Origin of the sequence: Treponema maltophilum ATCC 51939 (assembly GCF_000413055.1) — a bacterium.
GTDB classification, from domain to species: Bacteria; Spirochaetota; Spirochaetia; order Treponematales; family Treponemataceae; genus Treponema_C; species Treponema_C maltophilum.
Map to the genome: position 1 here is coordinate 1,501,411 of NZ_KE332518.1, position 16,767 is coordinate 1,518,177.

Annotated in this window: 16 protein-coding genes and 1 tRNA gene; 1 reads left to right on the top strand and 16 read right to left on the bottom strand. The window is 51.0% G+C overall.

Annotated features, from left to right (window positions below):
- Positions 1-216: 216 nt before the first annotated feature.
- The 9 genes from lepA to ispE form a co-directional block, all read right to left on the bottom strand.
- Positions 217-2,022 (bottom strand): translation elongation factor 4, encoded by a 1,806-nt coding sequence (gene lepA / locus HMPREF9194_RS06845; RefSeq protein ID WP_016525650.1) that lies wholly within the window; start codon positions 2,020-2,022, stop codon positions 217-219.
- 12 nt (positions 2,023-2,034) lie between these two features.
- Positions 2,035-3,843 carry a S1C family serine protease gene (locus HMPREF9194_RS06850; RefSeq protein ID WP_051127864.1) on the bottom strand — a complete coding sequence of 603 codons (1,809 nt, stop codon included), beginning with the start codon at positions 3,841-3,843 and terminating at the stop codon, positions 2,035-2,037.
- Entirely contained in the window at positions 3,824-6,013 is a 2,190-nt protein-coding gene (locus tag HMPREF9194_RS06855) for a hypothetical protein (RefSeq protein ID WP_016525652.1), read from the bottom strand. Before HMPREF9194_RS06855 ends, HMPREF9194_RS06850 begins: the two co-directional genes overlap by 20 nt.
- A 95-nt stretch (positions 6,014-6,108) precedes the next feature.
- Positions 6,109-8,070, bottom strand: coding sequence for an ATP-dependent zinc metalloprotease FtsH (gene ftsH / locus HMPREF9194_RS06860; RefSeq protein ID WP_016525653.1), 1,962 nt, complete (start codon positions 8,068-8,070; stop codon positions 6,109-6,111).
- Between the two features lie 2 nt (positions 8,071-8,072).
- On the bottom strand, positions 8,073-9,650 hold the full coding sequence (gene tilS / locus HMPREF9194_RS06865) for a tRNA lysidine(34) synthetase TilS (RefSeq protein WP_156828009.1): 1,578 nt from the start codon (positions 9,648-9,650) through the stop codon (positions 8,073-8,075).
- A gap of 16 nt (positions 9,651-9,666) precedes the next feature.
- Entirely contained in the window at positions 9,667-10,221 is a 555-nt protein-coding gene (locus HMPREF9194_RS06870; RefSeq protein WP_016525655.1) for a 50S ribosomal protein L25, read from the bottom strand.
- Positions 10,222-10,345: 124 nt separating this feature from the next.
- Positions 10,346-10,418: transfer RNA gene (locus HMPREF9194_RS06875), tRNA-Gln, on the bottom strand.
- A 53-nt stretch (positions 10,419-10,471) separates the two neighbouring features.
- Complete coding sequence (spoVG, locus tag HMPREF9194_RS06880; protein ID WP_016525656.1) at positions 10,472-10,759, bottom strand: septation regulator SpoVG; 288 nt, start codon at positions 10,757-10,759, stop codon at positions 10,472-10,474.
- A 44-nt stretch (positions 10,760-10,803) separates the two neighbouring features.
- Positions 10,804-11,679 carry a 4-(cytidine 5'-diphospho)-2-C-methyl-D-erythritol kinase gene (gene ispE / locus HMPREF9194_RS06885; protein WP_040846243.1) on the bottom strand — a complete coding sequence of 292 codons (876 nt, stop codon included), beginning with the start codon at positions 11,677-11,679 and terminating at the stop codon, positions 10,804-10,806.
- Between the two features lie 211 nt (positions 11,680-11,890).
- On the opposite strand from ispE, the gene HMPREF9194_RS06890 reads away from it, so the two are divergent.
- Positions 11,891-12,103 carry a hypothetical protein gene (locus HMPREF9194_RS06890; protein ID WP_016525658.1) on the top strand — a complete coding sequence of 71 codons (213 nt, stop codon included), beginning with the start codon at positions 11,891-11,893 and terminating at the stop codon, positions 12,101-12,103.
- Between the two features lie 23 nt (positions 12,104-12,126).
- Here HMPREF9194_RS06890 and rsfS read toward each other — a convergent pair whose 3' ends face one another.
- Genes rsfS through HMPREF9194_RS06925 form a run of 7 tightly spaced genes read right to left on the bottom strand, consistent with a single transcriptional unit; the run spans position 12,127 to position 16,766 of the window.
- Positions 12,127-12,471, bottom strand: coding sequence for a ribosome silencing factor (gene rsfS, locus HMPREF9194_RS06895; protein WP_016525659.1), 345 nt, complete (start codon positions 12,469-12,471; stop codon positions 12,127-12,129).
- A gap of 35 nt (positions 12,472-12,506) precedes the next feature.
- Positions 12,507-13,709: an LCP family protein gene (locus HMPREF9194_RS06900; RefSeq protein WP_016525660.1), complete on the bottom strand. Its 1,203-nt coding sequence runs from the start codon at positions 13,707-13,709 to the stop codon at positions 12,507-12,509.
- Between the two features lie 11 nt (positions 13,710-13,720).
- Complete coding sequence (yqeK, locus tag HMPREF9194_RS06905; RefSeq protein WP_016525661.1) at positions 13,721-14,311, bottom strand: bis(5'-nucleosyl)-tetraphosphatase (symmetrical) YqeK; 591 nt, start codon at positions 14,309-14,311, stop codon at positions 13,721-13,723.
- A complete protein-coding gene (nadD, locus tag HMPREF9194_RS11910) occupies positions 14,298-15,014 on the bottom strand; it encodes a nicotinate (nicotinamide) nucleotide adenylyltransferase (protein WP_016525662.1) in 717 nt (238 codons plus the stop codon). Before nadD ends, yqeK begins: the two co-directional genes overlap by 14 nt.
- Positions 15,011-16,108, bottom strand: a complete 1,098-nt coding sequence (gene obgE, locus HMPREF9194_RS06915) for a GTPase ObgE (protein ID WP_016525663.1) — start codon at positions 16,106-16,108, stop codon at positions 15,011-15,013. Before obgE ends, nadD begins: the two co-directional genes overlap by 4 nt.
- Positions 16,108-16,365: a 50S ribosomal protein L27 gene (gene rpmA / locus HMPREF9194_RS06920; RefSeq protein WP_016525664.1), complete on the bottom strand. Its 258-nt coding sequence runs from the start codon at positions 16,363-16,365 to the stop codon at positions 16,108-16,110. The genes obgE and rpmA overlap by 1 nt, the downstream gene beginning before the upstream one ends.
- Entirely contained in the window at positions 16,365-16,766 is a 402-nt protein-coding gene (locus HMPREF9194_RS06925) for a ribosomal-processing cysteine protease Prp (protein WP_016525665.1), read from the bottom strand. The genes rpmA and HMPREF9194_RS06925 overlap by 1 nt, the downstream gene beginning before the upstream one ends.
- Between the last annotated feature and the right edge of the window lies 1 nt (position 16,767).

Below are 16,767 nucleotides of genomic sequence, written 5' to 3' on the forward strand. Positions count from 1 at the left end.
TTTTTCGGCTTTGCGGAACACGCAGCCGACTTAGAGGAGGTTTGTCTTACCCCCCCCCCCCGTACACTTTTGTACACAGTCTCAAACAGTTCCATAAAAACCTCCTCATAGTTCATACGGCGAGATACCGTACCTGATATACATTATAATGTACCTTTGAGCAAAAAACAAATTTTTTAGTTGAATATTGAGTTTTCCGGATTTACCTGTTTGAGTTCAGTCCGACTTTGTTTTCAAAACGGCTAAAAAGGCGCTTTGCGGCAGTTCCACATCGCCGACCATTTTCATGCGCTTTTTACCTTCTTTTTGCTTTTCGAGCAGTTTGCGCTTGCGCGTAACATCTCCGCCGTAGCATTTTGCAAGCACGTCTTTGCGCAAGGCGTTCACCGTTTCGCGCGCGATGATTTGCCCGCCGATTGCACCCTGAATCGCGATTTTGAATTGGCGGCGGCTGATTTCTTCTTTCAGCTGTTCGCACACGGTACGCGCACGCTCAATGGCGCTTCCCTTAAACACGAGAAGCGACAGGGCGTCCACCTTATTGCCGTTAATCAATATGTCGACCTTTACCAAGTCCGTATCTTTGTAGTTCGTAACTTCGTAGTCGAACGATGCGTAGCCGCGGCTGTAGCTTTTTAAACGGTCGTAAAAGTCGAACAGCACTTCGGCAAGGGGCATTTCGTAGATGATTTCCACGCGCTTTTCGTCCAAATACTGCATGTTCGTCTGCACGCCGCGTTTTTCCGTGCACAGCGCCATAATCGAACCGAGGAATTCGGCAGGCGTTATAATCGACGCTTTTATGTACGGTTCCTGCGCACCGCGGATGGTGCCCGCATCCGGATAATCGGCCGGATTGTCTACAAAAACCTCGCTCCCGTTCGACAAGCTTACCTTGTAGCGCACGGAAGGCGCGGTAAAGATGACCGACTGGCCGAAGTCGCGCTCCAAACGCTCCTGCACTACTTCCAAATGCAGCAAGCCCAAAAAGCCGCAGCGGAAGCCGTGCCCCAAAGCGAGCGACGAATCTTTTTCGTAGGTTAAACTCGCATCGTTCAGTTTAAGCTTTTCCATGCTGTCGCGCAGTTCTTCGTAATCGTTCGTGTCCACCGGATATATCGACGAAAAAACAACGGGCTTTACTTCTTTAAAACCGGGAAGCACCGTGTCGGCCGGATTGTCGGCTAAGGTTACCGTATCGCCTACGCGCACGTCGGAAACGGTTTTTATGCCGGCAATTATATAACCGACATCGCCCTCGTACAAACCGTCGGTTTCTTCCAATTTGATTTTAAAGATGCCGGTGCTTTCCACCTTGTATTCGGAGCGCGAAGCCATAAAGCGGATTGTCTGTCCCGGCTTTATTGATCCGCCGAATATGCGAAGATGAACGACAACACCGCGGTACGGATCGTAGCGGCAGTCGAATACCAAAGCGCGCGTTTTTCCGCTCGGATCGTGAACGGGAGACGGAATGCGCTGTACAATCGCTTCGAACAAATCGTCTACGCCCTGTCCCGTTTTTGCCGACACAAGAACGGCCGATTCGGCATCGAGCCCCAAATCATGTTCTATTTGCTTTTTAACCGAAGGAATGTCGGCTGCCGGCAAATCGATTTTATTGATGACGGGAACTATTTCGAGGTTGTGCTCAAGCGCCAAATACATATTGGAAAGCGTTTGCGATTCGACGCCCTGCGACGCATCGACCAAAAGCAGGGCGCCTTCGCACGAAGCAATCGCGCGCGACACTTCATACGAAAAATCCACATGTCCCGGCGTATCGACAAAATTCAGTTCATAGGTTTTGCCGTCTTTTGCCGTATACGGAATGGTTACCGCCTGGCTTTTTATCGTGATGCCGCGCTCGCGTTCTATGTCCATGTTGTCGAGTATTTGATTTTGGAACTGCCGATCGTCGATTATTCGCGCTTTTTGAATAAGGCGGTCGGAAAGGGTTGATTTACCGTGATCTATGTGCGCAACGATACAAAAGTTGCGTTTTTGCTGCAAATCGATCATTGCGCCATTCTATTAGAAAAAATAAAGACTGTCCAGAGGCGCATACAGGGCAAGGCCGACTTCAAGATAGCCGCTTTTGCGCTTTTTTGTGTACAGTTCGGCATACAGGGCGCGGTCCTCTTCAAAGAGCCGCGTTTTAAGTATTTCCACCGGATCGTGCACCGAAAAACCCGATTCGTCGGCACTGCTGCCTTTTATAATCGATTGTACCGAAAACCTGCGTTTATTGCCGACCGAAGCAGGAACGAGTTCCATGCCGAACAGCGGATAAAACATGCGGTATTCGCTTTCGCGCTCGTAAATGTATTTTCCCGGATATTCGGGCCGCTCGTCACAATACACCAAAACGTTTCCGTCCGAATATCGTGTGCTATCGGCGGCTGCGACGGAATCGCGCGCAGTGCCATCTTTTTTCAGCAAGGGTCTGCGGTACGAAACGCGCGCAAGAGAAAACGGCGCGCAGCCGATAAGGTACTGTTGCAGTTCTTCAATCGAGCGCACGGCTTTGCCGTTTACGGCCGTAACAATGTCGTTCGCGCAAAGCCCCGCATAATCGGCCGAACCGCCGGGGGCTGCGTAAAGGATTTGAACGCCCTGCCCTTCGGTGTCTGAAGGATTTTTTTTGTACGTACGCCCGTAGGCGCCGATCCACGCATGTTTTGTTTCGCCCGAAGCATACAGCCGGTTTAAAACGGTTTTAAGATATTCGACCGGAACGGCAAAATTCAATCCCTGATAATTGAGTAAGCCGGCAAACACGACGCCCTGTACTTCGCCTTCAGCGTTTACAAGCGGGCCGCCGGAGTTCCCCGAATTGACCGCGGCGTCGATCTGTATAACCGACACCGTAGACAAAAGGTTGCGGTCGAACGACGACACGATGCCCGAGGTAATGGTACTTTCCAAACCGGCCGGAGAGCCTATAGCGTAAATGCGCTCGCCGATGGAAAGGTTTTCGGAAGAGCCGAGCGTAAATACGTAGGGCGGTTTTATTTCGGTTTTGAGCAAAGCCAAGTCGAGGGTTTTGTCCCAGCCGACAACCCTCGCGGGAATGCGCGTATCCGGATCCGAGGCGAGTTTTATATACAATTTGCCGTAGCCTTCGTAGGTCGGGTCGACCAAATCCGCGATAACGTGATGGTTCGTTACGATGTAGCCGCGCTCATCGATAAAAAACCCCGAACCGATGACGCGCGAGGCAAAGCCCATACCCTTTTGGACTTTTACGCCCAAATCGACCCACACGGTTACGCAGCCTTGAATAAAATCGCGGACAGTGTTTGCCTCCGCTTCCCTTTGCTTTTGCTCCGAAACTTTTTCCCGCGGCGAAAGCCGGGCAAGACCGTTAAACTTATCCTGCGCGGCGGCGCAATCGGCGGCAAAACTTCCGGCATTTTCAAACGGAAAGCTCGTCGCCGCATACACGGTTTGCAGGCTTTTTCCCAAACGCGCCGCTTGAGCCCAATTTTCATTTTTGAACGCATCGTAAAAGGCTTCTTCGGTATGCGCGGCGCACTCTTTGAACAGAGTTTCGGCGCGGTTTAAAAAGGGAGCGGTGCGGCATTCTTCGATAAGCAAAGCGGCGCGCCATAAAGCGTACACGGGCTTTTCTTTTTTTTTGTCCCGGATGCGCTCCAGTTCTTTATTGAACACCTGCTCGTCGGTAAAATCCGGTTTGACATAAGCGATTTTATGTGAAGAAGCGCAGGAAATAAAAAGCGCGGGTATTACGCATAAAAGCACCGAAAGCAGCGCACAAAGCGCCGGCAGCCGGGCACTGTGCGTTTTTATGTTTTTGATTTTATTCGTACAACAATTCACCAAAATACGTATCTCCGTTTTTTACGGCAAAAATTCTTGCAAACCTGTCTTTGTCTTTAAGCCAAATCAAATTCGTTACGGTACATATAACACCCGAAGAGCCCTTTTGGTTAAGCTCTTTTATAACTTTTTGTGCATAATTTCCGCCGGGAGAAACGCCTATCCAAAAAAACGGTGCGGCCGCATCGCGCTCAACCGGAATGCCGTCCGCCGATACGGGAATACCTTTTTGTATAATCAGCCTTACATGCCTGCCGCTTACCGGATGAACGTATTCGGTTTCTTCAGAATCGCCGTTTTTCACATAGCGGATTATCATGCTTCCCGTTTCATTATCGTTCCATTGTGCGGTCGTTTTTCCGTTCGGTCTGTATTCTTCACTGAATTCGATTATGCCGTTGGCGTCGGCATCAGATACGACTTTTTGCAAATACAAACCCTTTGCCGCATTGTCGACTCCGAACAAACGCAAAGAAAGTTCACGCGCTTCTTCGGCACTCCGGTGCAAGAGCGCGTTTTCGCCTGTGTTTTTGTCAGTGTTTTCGTCCGCGTATGCATATATTTCGGTCAGTTCGTATGTGCCGTTTTTGTCGCGGTCGACGTTTCGAAAACGCAGCGCACCGTTTTCAAAAAAAGCGTAGGCATAAGGCGTTCCGTTGTCGGTATAGACCGCGTTTTGCGCTTTGCCGTCAAACAGGCTGAAGCGTACAAGGGCGTTTTCACCTTCGGCGCTTTTGCGCTCGACCGTATGCGAAAGCGCAAACAAATCGTCCGCATTAAGCACGGACCGCACGTCATCGCGCAAAACGGGAAGATAAAAAGAGAGGGAGGCGCGCTCTTCCATAACGGGGTCTTTAATCATGTTGACGGGACTTGCAAACAATCGATCTTCATTGAGCGTATACGTGCCGCCCGACCATATGACGCGCGAAAGAGAAGGCCACGTACCGTACCACAGCACGGCATCTTCCCGTACAAGGTTCACTTTTACCGGAACGCCGTAATCGCAGTCGACCGTCCAATCGATAATGCCGTCCCGATTTGCGTCGTATTCGATAAACGAGGGACGGCCGGAACGATAATTCACCGTCATATCGGAAATGCCGTCGCCGTTCGTATCGAAACGGAGCGTACCGGCAAAGACGGCATACAGTTTTCGTACGCGCTCTTTTGTTTTTTCACCGGAAACAAGCGACACAAAACTTTTTACAAGGGTGTAATCGGAGGTACCGCTGAAAAAAGGCGCTACGTAATCGAAGGCTTTTTCTTCGCTCATAAGTCCCGCTTTAAGCGCGTACACGGCATAGCGCGGATCGGTTTTGCCGTAGGCGTTCCACGCTTTAAGAAGACGTCGCCCGTCTTCTTCGGAAAAAGCGAACACAGAAGCTTTCAGCAACACGTCGGGATCCGCATCCTGCAAATCATACGCGCGCGACACAAAAAGAGATGAAAGTTCCGCAAAGGTTTTATCGGATTCATCGCCGCCGTTGAGCGCCGTATTGCCGCCGGGAGTTTCCGCGTTATCGGCGCTACCGGCCGTTTGGGCACTGTCGGTAGCATCAGCGATTTCGCCGGCAGTTTGTGCGTCATTGCCGCCGTTTTCCCGCGACGGTTCCCGTTCACGTTCGAAAAACAAAAGTGCAAAGCGCGGATCTTCGGGAAACCGCAGCGCCCCCTGCCTGACCGTTTTGCGCGCATCGCCGATATTGCCTAAAAGGTAGAGCGCATTTGCGCGTATGTACAGTGCGTCTTTTCCAGAAAGTAAAGGGCGTTCATTCAAAAGGGAAAGGGCTTCGGCGGCCCTCGCCGTTTTTGTATATACAGACGCAAGCAAAAGGCGTGCCGCGTCTTTGTTGTATTCGTACCATTTGTTTTGCAAAGCGGATTTTAAAAGCGGCTCAATCTTATACGGTGGAAGGCCGCGCTGCGACATACCGAGCGCTTGAATATAATACAGGTCGGCAACCGTATTGTCATAGGTTAAACCGAGCGCGGCGCGCGAATAAGAAGCTTCATATTCTTCGTTTGCGAGAAGTTTTTTTGCAATATCGATACAACGCACGGCCGTTTCGGTATACGGTGCGGGAGTTTGAGAAAACGCAAAAGCGGCAAAGGTGCAAAGGCTTGCGGCAATGCAAAGACGCCGCAAAATGAAACGGTTTTTTTTCATACACACCTCTCTTAATAAAAACGCCGGCACTGCAGCAGACGGCACTGCATCGAACATCGACTGTACGGCATCAGACGGAACTTTTTATTCCGCCCCTATGTCCGGCGGCGCAAATCGACATGAGGCCCTTCCAAGCCCGCGCTTTTTTCCGCCTCGTTTTCGGCAAGCGCTTCGGACGGCTTAAAACCGAGCAATTCGCGCACTTCTTTATCATCCAAAGTTTCTTTTTCCACCAAAGCCTGCGTCAGTTTATCCAACTGATCGCGGTGTTCGGTGAGTATTTTAAGCGTGCGCTTACGCGCTTCGTTTAAAAGTTTTTCTACGGCGCGGTCTATTTTTTGCGCGCTTTCTTCCGAATAGCCTTTGCGCCGCTCGATTTCTTTTCCCATAAATATGGGTTCGTCTTCGCGGCCGTAACTGACCGCTCCCACATCTTCCGACATACCCCACTCGCACACCATGCGGCGCGCAATATCGGTAGCCCGCTCTATATCGTTTTGGGTACCTGTCGTCGTATCGCCGTAGACAATCGATTCGGCCGCATAACCGCCGAACAAAATAACCAGCTGATCTTCAAGCCAGCTTTTTGTGTGCGAATACGAATCTTCTTTGGGGAGTCCGACCGTAAGGCCGAGCGCGCGGCCGCGCGGAATTATCGTTACCTTGTGCAAAGGAGACGCGTTTTTCAAATAATAATACGGAAGCGCGTGTCCGGCCTCGTGGCACGCGGTCATAACGCGTTCTTTTTCGGGCATAACCATCGATTCGCGGGCAACGCCCATAAGGATTTTGTCGCGCGCCTGTTCCAATTCGGTAAACGAAACCTTTTCTTTATTTTTACGCGCGGCAAACAAAGCGCCCTCGTTAATCATGTTCGACAAATCGGCGCCGCTCATGCCCGACGTCGCCCGCGCAAAATGTTTAAAGTCCACGTCGTCGTCAAGCTTTATTTTTTTCGCATGAACGATCAAAATGGCTTCGCGCTCTTTTATGTCCGGAAGCGACACGTGCACTTGCCGGTCGAAGCGGCCGGGGCGCAAAAGCGCGGGATCCAAAACGTCCGGGCGGTTGGTCGCGGCAAGCACGATAACGCCTTCTTTGCCGTCGAAGCCGTCCATTTCGACAAGCATTTGGTTGAGCGTTTGCTCGCGCTCGTCGTGTCCGCCGCCGAAGCCGGCTCCGCGGGCGCGCCCAACGGCGTCAAGTTCGTCTATAAAGATAATGGCCGGTGCGCGCTTTCTTCCCTGTTCGAACAAATCGCGTACACGGCTTGCCCCCACACCGACAAACATTTCGACAAAATCGCTTCCCGAAATATGTAAAAACGAAACGTTCGCTTCGCCCGCAACGGCGCGCGCCAAAAGCGTTTTTCCCGTTCCGGGACTTCCGACCAAAAGCACGCCTCCGGGAATTTTCGCGCCGATTTCGCGGTATTTTTTCGGATTTTTCAAAAAATCGACGATTTCGGACAATTCTTTTTTCGCTTCTTCCTGCCCCGCAACATCGGCGAATGTTACCTTTTTTTTATTGGTATCGAAAAGCCGCGCGCGGCTTCGCCCGAACTGCATTCCGCGCGAATTCTGCATGGACATTTGCCGCATAAAAACGAACAAAAAAATCAGCATTATAAAAAGCGGCAAAAAGTCCAACACTTCGGCAAGAACATTCGGCTTAGTCGCCTTCCCCGAAACCTGCACGCCGTTTTGCTCCAAAAAAGACATCAGCGACGTATCGTTGTAGGGAATGACAGTTTGAAAGCGCGATTGCGCACCGTCGGAAATGTTCGCCGAGCGCATGGTACCCAAAATGATTTTTTGGTCCTGTATTTGAACGTCGCTCACTTGATGTTGCCCGACAGCCGTCAAAAAATCGCTGTACGATATAACCGGATACACATTCGTTTCTTTATTCATCATAGCCATGACGATAAAAAAGGCTCCGAGCAAAAACAAAACGAGTAAACCGATGCGGTTTCCTGCGGGACGCATATTGAAGTTATTCCGTTCGTTTTCATTTTTTTTGGACGTATTTTTTTGAAAATGTCGATTTTGATCCATCTTTATTCCTCAAATACCGCAACGGTGCGCACGGTCGGGTAAAACAAAAAAACGCAGCCCCCGTTTTGCGCGCAGCCTTTAACATACCAGTCGGGGTATCCGAAAGGGGCGCCCCATACGCACACGGGATTTCCCCCGTATTCGACAACCGGTACAAGGGGCGACAAGCGGCTTTCTATGCCCCATTCGTTCCATATTTTTTTTAAGGCCTTATGGGTGCCTTGGGCCGTTTGTATGCGGTCGCCCGCACGGCGGTTCCTTATTGTGAAGGGAAGCGAAAAAGGCCCCGCGCACACTTCCCCGTATTTATTGTCGGCACGCTTTTGCGTTTTCCGCACGTGAGCTTCGTTTGCACCGAGAACTTCAAAGCGGCCGAAGGGCGCTTCGTAGGAGCCGGCTTTATCGACCGATATGCAAAAATCGGAATGTCCGCCGACTCCTTCTTCCGGAGCGCTTGAGCACAAAGTCGTGCCCGAACGAAGATTCGTTACGGTTAAAAACTTTTTTGTCTTTACGCACTCGATTCCGCAGCCTCTCACTCGCCTCTTGCCCGATGCGCAGTCTTTAAAAAGCGCGTACGGAATACGGCGCTCTATGCCGATTTTTTGCGCAGCCTTATACAGCGCCCTGATCCGCACGGGAAAACCCGCTTGAAAAAACGGAACGGATGCGGTACGCACGGCACCGGACGCAAAGTCGGAAGTGAAATCCGAGCTGCAGCCGGGAAAACCCGGCACGTACTCCCATTCGATGAGGGACGCAAGTTCTTCGATAAAAAGCGCTTCCCGTTCGGCTTTTTGTGCGCCGGAAAGCACGCCCGTATCCCAGCCGCGGATGTGTTCATTTAAAAGCGGAATAAGGTGCAGACGAAGATTGTTGCGGTAGTACGACGGATCGCCGTTTGTTTTGTCTTCGCGGAAAGAGACCGAAAAAAAGCGGGCGTATTCTTCTATGTCGCATCGCGGTATGTCGAGCAGCGGGCGGCAAAAAATACCGCGCCTTTTTGCAATACCCGCGGCGGCGAACCCCGAAATCCCTGCCGAAGCGCCCTGAAAAAAACGCTGCAAAAGCGTTTCCAGCTGATCGTCGCGGTTATGTGCAAGAAGCACAAAATCGCAGTGTTCGGCTTCGGATTGTTTTTGCAGCAAAGCGTAACGCAAAAACCGGGCTGCTTCTTCCGTTCCGCCGCCGCGGCTCAAAGCGGCCGACGCAACGGCCCCCTCGGGAATCGTTTTAATCGTACAGGGAATATTCCAAAGAGCGCACTGTTCTTTTACGAATAAAGCGTCGGCCTCCGTTTCGCTTGCGGGACGAATGTTATGGTTTACCGTTACAACCGAAAGGCGCAGACGCCCCGAAAAATCGCTCGGAATCGGAATTGCGCTTCCGAGCGAACCGCCCTCCGGTGCATTCGGGTGCGGCAGCGTGTTCAGCGCGCGCAGCGCATGCAGCATAACCATAGAGTCGATGCCGCCCGATACGGCCAACAGTAAAGACAGCGGCTCGCAAACGTCCTGCGCACTTGCGGCTTGAACTCGGCCGATCCCGCATTGCTGCAGGCCGGCCGATACTTTTTGCAAAAAAGGATGCACGTAATCAGCGCAGCGGTTTTACCGCGGCCACCATTTCATCTCCCGGAGTAAGAACGGTTACGCCCGATCCGGCAACGATATCTTTAACGCAAATCTTTTCATTCAAATTAAGATTGCCCACGTCGACGACTATGCGCACGGGTAAATCCTTGGGCAAACATTTAATGGCAATACGGCGTACACCGCGCTCCAAAAGGCCGCCCGCGCGGACTCCGACGGGATTTCCGGTCAGCGAAATATTGATTTCGGTCGTCAGATGTTTTTCCGGATCCACGGCATGAAAATCGACATGGCGGTTTTTATCGGTGATGATATCGTAATCGGTCGCTTTAATCAGCACGGAAGTATTTTCTTTTCCGTCGACGCTGAGCGACACAAGTGTCGTAGGCGTTGCGACCTTCCATACTTTTGTAAATTCGCTTTCATTGACGGTAAGCGGAAAAGCTTCGCCTTTCGAATTGTACATAACGGCGGGAAGTTTTCCTTCCGAACGAAGTTTTTTTGCGGCACCCTTTCCCGTAGCGGTGCGCGTAACGGCATTCAATACCAAATTTTCCATAGCGGAACTCCTTATGCGATGGCACAAATATTTTCAGGAAAACCGCGGCGAAAAACCGGTGCCGCTTTTTAAAAGCGAAAGAGAATACACCCCATCGTTCATCACGCCAGAGTTTTCCTTATAGCTGGACCGGCTGGATTCGAACCAGCGGAATACCGGTACCAAAAACCGGTGGCTTACCACTTGCCGACGGTCCAAAGAAGATAAAAAAGTTTGCTGCCGACCGGCTGAGCCTGCAAGGCCGACCGGTTCAGTCGTCGTCCGCGGAAGCGGGCCCTTCTTCGATATGCCCCGCTTCGTACTCGGCCAGGATGCGATCCTGCAGCTGAGTGCGGAATTCCAAGCTTATAGGATGGGCTACGTCCTTATAGTCGCCGCTGCTTGTTTTACGGCTGGGCATCGCGATAAAAAGCCCTGTTTTGCCCTCAATAATCTTAACGTTGTGCACAACGAAACAGTTGTCAAACGTAACCGTAACGTATGCTTTTAATTTTCCTTCGGCCGTCACTTTACGGATACGAATTTCGGTAATCTGCATAACCACTCCTCTCCTGGTCAGAACCTATGCGCTTGAAGCACACACTACACAGGCAGATTGCAGGCTTGCACAACCCGACATTTCCACCTGCCGAATAGCCGAGAGCAGGCGCTCTTCGCTTCTTTTTCGGAAGGAAAAACGCCGTACACAGCAGAACCGGAACCGGTCATCTGAACAAAATCGGCACCGACAGCTTTTAAACTTTCCAGTGCGGCGGCAATAACCGGATAGGTCTCTGCAAGCGGTTCCGTAAAACTGTTGCCGAAAGTCCATTGAGCAGCCGGCTTTCGGTATATGCTTTCCAGTTCCGCGACCCCGGGAAATTCAGCCGGAATCGACCCGTTCAGCCGTTCATCCAAAAGCGCATACGCTTCTTTTGTAGAACTGTGAACCGCAGGATGCACAAGTACAAAGTAAAGGTCGTTGCGGGAGCCGATTTCCCTGATAAACTCGCCACGTCCCGTCACCACGGCACAGCCGCGCGACAGGAAAAAAGCAACGTCGCTTCCGACCCGGCACGCCGCCTGCATCATTTGTTCCAAGCTCAAATCGGTTTCAAACAATTTGTCCAAAACAATCAGCAGGGACGCCGCATCCGAAGACCCGCCGCCCAAACCGGCACCCGAAGGAATGCGCTTAACCAAGTCGACTTGTACGCCTTCTTTAATGCCGGTAAGATTACAAAATTCGCCGTATGCCGTCGTAAGAGTGTTTTCGGCGGGAAGAACAATGTCCGTTTTTATCCGGCACAGCGGTCCGCCCGCTTTTTTTTCAACCGTCAATTCATCGCATAAATCGACCGCTTGAAACACGCTTTCAATACTATGGTATCCGTCCTCTCTTGCCGACTCTTCGGAAGAAAGCACCCGCAAATGCAGGTTAAGCTTTGCGGGAGCGCGAATACGCATTTTATTCGGCATAGGCCTATTATACAGAAAAATATCTTTTTGTCAAACGGTTTGCCGCGCTTTGCCGCGCGGGAAATGAGTTTTTTTTCCGCGTATTTTATCACATTTTTAAAAAAAACAGTTGACACAAAGACAACTCTTCATCTATGTTTATGGTAAGCGATGCCGGTGCATTCGGTCCCGGCACGCGTTTATCGAGTTCTGAAATTAAGGAAGTGCTCAAATGCTCAGTGACAGCGAATTGCAGGATTATTCGTCGGCCGCCGGCTATACAATCGAGGATTCGTACAACGACGACTTTGAAGACGACGACAATCTCGACGACTTTGACGACGACGAATTTATGGACGACGATTTGGATGAGTATGACGACGAGGGCGATTTCGACTACGATGATGACGACGACTTTCAGTACGACGACGATTTAGACGAATAAAGGCCCCGGCCGGAGATGAAAGCTTATAAAAGCTTTTTGCCTCCGTGCCACAGTTTTTCCAAATCGTAAAAACTACGCGCTTCGGCCGTCATAAGGTGAACGACGACGGTGCCCATATCGATTAAATTCCAATCGTCGCCTGACGGAAGCTTTTTGTCGGGAATACGGATCGCAAGATCGTTTTCTTTTGCGTAATCCTTTACCTGCCGGTATAAGCCTTTCCAATGAGCGCTGCTGTTTACGGTCGTAATCACAAAAAAATCGGTCCAACTGCTTAATTCGGAAACGTCGAGCACGACGGTATCGGCGCCCTTATAATCGGTTAAAATATCCGCTATTTCAAGCGCTTTTTCTTTATCGGTTTTCATAGACAATCCTTTTTATCCTTTTTTGTACGTTATAATCAACGTACATAGCGTCCGTCAAAATCTTTTCCGAGCACAATCGTAAAGTCTACAAGCGTATCGGCTTCAAGGGCGCTGTCGTCTTTTTTTACTTCCGCTGTTTTGATATCGGTACAGCGTATAAAATCGCCGACATTTTTTGCGATCTCTTCGTTGCCGATATGGTCGATGATAAACGTTTTATCGTAGTCGTTGCGGTCGGCGTTGGATATCGTAAGAATGTCGTAACCGGCACTTTGCAGCAATGCGGCCGTATTTTTTGCGAGCCCCTGAACGGCCGTTCCGTTTTGAATTTCCAAAACATAAATGCGGCTGTGAACGACTTCCGTTTCGGACACGAGGGCCGAAACCGTTTGTTTAAGAACGTCTTTTATAAGTTGGCCGTCGTAATACGGAAACAAAAGCATTTTGCCGTCTACCATGCGCTGCGAGCCGGTAATCGCTTGGGGAAAAAGCCGTTCGGCGTCGATCAGGGAAATCTTTTCCAAAAGGGTGTATAAGCCGTCATAGTCGATATTCGCCTTGATGCGCGAAGCGTAAAGCGGAAAGACGTTCTTTTTAAAGATGTCGGTTTTGCGCGCATTGATCGCCGACAAAAAGGCGACAACGGCGTTTTGCAGGCGGTCTTGACGATCGGCTGCGGCCGCCTCTTTGTTTTCATACAATACGTACGTGCGTATTTTATCGCCGTCCAGGGTAACCGAACCGGAAGGCAGCAGGTACGACACATCGTCTATTTTATCGTCCACCGGATAGGGCACAAAAACGCGAAGCCCGCCCAAAAGGTCGGTCAATTCCGAAAAATGCTTTAAAGAAATTTCGAGCGAAAACGGAATCGACATGCCGACCAGTTTTTCTATTTCGCCGCGGTAGGCGTCTATCCCCTTTTCTTTGTAAACGGCGTCTATGCGGTCTACCCTGCCCAAACTTGCATATATGGCGCCCGTATTGCCGAGTATATCGATAAGGGCGCCCTTATGCGACACCGGATAATATGCCATAATCATCGTAGCAAGCGCGTTTCCGTCATCTTCAAGCACAATAACCGCTTTGATAATTTGATCGCTTTCCAATACCTTATCTACGGGATTGGTTTTAAGCGACGTTATCAATAAAGAAACCGAAACCGCTAAAACGGCGACAATAAGCAGCAAAAAAATAACATGCGTTTGCGTACCGAGTTTGGGCATATATTTTGTCATTGCAGCCTCTTTTATAATTCCTTTTGTAAGGATTGTATCAAATCCGCCGTTTCGGGCGCGAGCGTTTTGCCCTGCGTTTTTAAATAGCGCGCGTTGTCTTCCGCGACGGATAAAAGCAAAGTGTTCAAGTCCTTTTTCATGCATTCCGCCACGTAAGACGGACTGCTGTGAGGACGCCCCGGCTCTATTTTATCGGCGATGTACAAAATCTTCGCCAAATTTCCCATGCGCGCACAACCGAAAGTATGAAAGCGCACCGCTTCCAAAATATCCGCATCGTCGATGCCGAAATCTTTTTTAAGGACTGTCGCCGCCGCCCGCCCGTGAAGCAGCGATTTTTTTTGCGCTTCCAAATCCGATACGGGCAAATTGTCCTGTACGGCAAGTAAAAAAATCACTTCTTCGTTCATGTCTTTGCACATATCGTGCGTCAAGCCGGCAAAATAGCCGCGCTCGCAGGGTAAACCGTAACGGCGGCACAAATCCCCGGCGGTTTGAGCGGTGCGCACCGAATGCTCATAGCGCGCTTTATGCACCATTGCCGACACATAGCGGTCGAGCAGAGCCGTTGCTTCGTGTATATCGGCGTCAGTTAAAGCCATACAATTTCCTTTCAACAATATACCTGTAAACGCTCGAAGGAACAAGGCTTTTCCAGTCTTTTTTTTCGGCAATCATGCGCCGGATTTTCGCCGACGATGCGACATAAAAATCGTTATGCAAATCTTTGTGCGGCCACGGGAAACCCGCATCGCCCGCGATCCTGTCGTCTGCACTCAAGCTTGTCGCGCTCGTGCCGGCCGCACCTGCAAAAGATGCCGCACTTGCCGCTCCCGCCTGCGCCGACCACCCGCTTTTTTCACTTCCGGAAACGTCTTCATCTCCGAGCGGCGGCCGCCTGCCGAGCAGAATGTCGGTTATTTCGGCCAAAAAGTCGGCTTCTTTCCATTTTCCGAAATCGGCGCACAGGTCGCTTCCGATTATTAAACCGAACTTTTCTTCCGGCCGCGTTTTATAGCGCCGCTCAAGGGCACGCACCGTGTCTATCGTGTAAGAAACGCCCTCGCGTCGAAGCTCGCAGTCATCGGCGGCAAACCGTGCGTCGTTAAACTCGTCGAGCGCCAAGTTGAGCATTGCCCAGCGCTCCTCTTCACGGGCGCCGGACGCGATGAATTTATGGGGCGGATCCTTTGCCGGAATAAACAACACGCGCTCATAACCGTATTCGTTTGCGGCCTGCAGGGCCAAAAGAAGATGCCCGTTGTGTACGGGATTAAAAGAACCGCCCAGCAGTGCAATTTTCATCGCTCGGATCCGGGATACTGCACGTCAACCTCGTCCACCGAGGCGCGGCTTGCAAGAAAAGCGCTTTCACTCTTCGCGGTGTTTTGCGCGCCCGTATCCGAAGCGCCGTACACAAGCGCAATGAGTTCTTTTTTTACTGTATCGAGACCTTCGTGCGTATGAAGCGAAAGCGGAACGGTTACCGTATCCTTGTATTTTTCGGCAAGCTCCGCCGCACGGAAAGCCGCGTCGGCAACGTCGATTTTATTGCACAAAATAATGCGTTTTTTTGCCGCAAGTTCCGGCGAAAAGGCATTCAATTCGGCATTCAATTTTTCGTAGGCGTCGATATAAGTGTCGTCGGAGCAATCGATAATAAAAGCGAGCCCCGCCGTACGCGATATGTGCTTTAAAAAACGGATTCCCAACCCCGCCCCTTCGGACGCGCCTTCTATAATGCCGGGAATATCGGCGATAACGATGTCCTGTTCTTCATCGATGCGCAAAACGCCGAGGTTCGGAATTTTTGTCGTAAACGGATACGGAGCGATTTTAGGCCGCGCATTTGTAAAATAATCGAGTAAAGAAGATTTCCCCGCGTTCGGGAAACCGACAAGGCCGATGTCGGCCATGATATTCAGTTCGACACGCAGTTTTTTTACTTCGCCGCTTTTTCCTTCGTGTGCATAGCGCGGCGCCTGATTGACGGAACTTTTAAAGTGAACGTTTCCCCAGCCGCCTTTGCCGCCTTTTAAATAAACAAAGGGTTCCGCGTTTTCTTTACCCGTAAAATCGCAGACAAGAACGCCCGTTTCGGCATCGGTTACCTTTGTTCCCGGGGGCAGCGGTATAACGATATCGTTTCCGTCGGCGCCGAACCGCTTGCGGCCCTCACCGTCGGCTCCGTTTTGCGCTTTAAAAACCTGTTGTTTGCGCAAATGGGCAAGAGTACGCAGATTATGCTTTACACAAAAAATAACGTCGCCCCCGCGGCCGCCGTCGCCTCCGGCCGGACCACCCAGGGGAACGTACTTTTCCCTGCGGAAAGCGATACAGCCGTTGCCGCCCTTACCGGATCGAACTTCTATGAGCGCTTCGTCGGCAAACCGGATCACTAGGCTTGTTCGGGAATTATCGAGGCCAGTCTTCTGCCCTTGCGTTCGTGGTAAGACACCACGCCCGTTTGGGTTGCAAAAAGGGTATCGTCTTTACCGCGGCCGACATTATCGCCCGGATGGATTTTCGTTCCCCGCTGACGCACGAGAATAGAACCGGCAGGGACAAACGTTCCGCCGGAAGCCTTTACACCTAAATATTTGGGGTTTGAATCGCGGCCGTTTTTGGCACCGCTTCCGCCTTTTTTACGTCCCATTATATGCCTCCAGTTAATTGTATATCTTTTTCGTCGGCAAGAACAAATTCCGCCGACACATACGCCGGATATTCTTTTTGCAAAGAATCAAAACCTTTTTGCAAAAAATCCGCCGTATACGACAACAGTGCCGAAAGTTCCCCGTCATTGCGCGTCGACTGCGGATCCGGCGAAGAACGCGCTTTGCGCCGTACCGTAAAGGACAGCATTCCGCGTTCGGCACTATCGGTTTTCAATTCGAGCCCGCCGTGTTCGTGCAAAACATCGAGCGCCGTACGTGCCAAAATGCTGACCGCCGCACACACAATGTCTTTGCCCTTAGGCGCAAAGCCTGCATGACCGCGTATAATACAGGAATGCAGTTCTCCGTTTTGCGCCCGGGTAAGCTCGGCCCGTATCACG

Coding starts and splice junctions, on each gene's coding strand:
- rpmA (WP_016525664.1), bottom strand. CDS start 16,365: ATGGGACGTAAAAAAGGCGGAAGCGGTGCCAAAAACGGCCGCGATTCA.
- HMPREF9194_RS06890 (WP_016525658.1), top strand. CDS start 11,891: ATGCTCAGTGACAGCGAATTGCAGGATTATTCGTCGGCCGCCGGCTAT.
- nadD (WP_016525662.1), bottom strand. CDS start 15,014: ATGAAAATTGCACTGCTGGGCGGTTCTTTTAATCCCGTACACAACGGG.
- HMPREF9194_RS06870 (WP_016525655.1), bottom strand. CDS start 10,221: ATGGAAAATTTGGTATTGAATGCCGTTACGCGCACCGCTACGGGAAAG.
- spoVG (WP_016525656.1), bottom strand. CDS start 10,759: ATGCAGATTACCGAAATTCGTATCCGTAAAGTGACGGCCGAAGGAAAA.
- ispE (WP_040846243.1), bottom strand. CDS start 11,679: ATGCCGAATAAAATGCGTATTCGCGCTCCCGCAAAGCTTAACCTGCAT.
- lepA (WP_016525650.1), bottom strand. CDS start 2,022: ATGATCGATTTGCAGCAAAAACGCAACTTTTGTATCGTTGCGCACATA.
- ftsH (WP_016525653.1), bottom strand. CDS start 8,070: ATGGATCAAAATCGACATTTTCAAAAAAATACGTCCAAAAAAAATGAA.
- yqeK (WP_016525661.1), bottom strand. CDS start 14,311: ATGGCTTTAACTGACGCCGATATACACGAAGCAACGGCTCTGCTCGAC.
- rsfS (WP_016525659.1), bottom strand. CDS start 12,471: ATGAAAACCGATAAAGAAAAAGCGCTTGAAATAGCGGATATTTTAACC.
- HMPREF9194_RS06855 (WP_016525652.1), bottom strand. CDS start 6,013: ATGAAAAAAAACCGTTTCATTTTGCGGCGTCTTTGCATTGCCGCAAGC.
- HMPREF9194_RS06900 (WP_016525660.1), bottom strand. CDS start 13,709: ATGACAAAATATATGCCCAAACTCGGTACGCAAACGCATGTTATTTTT.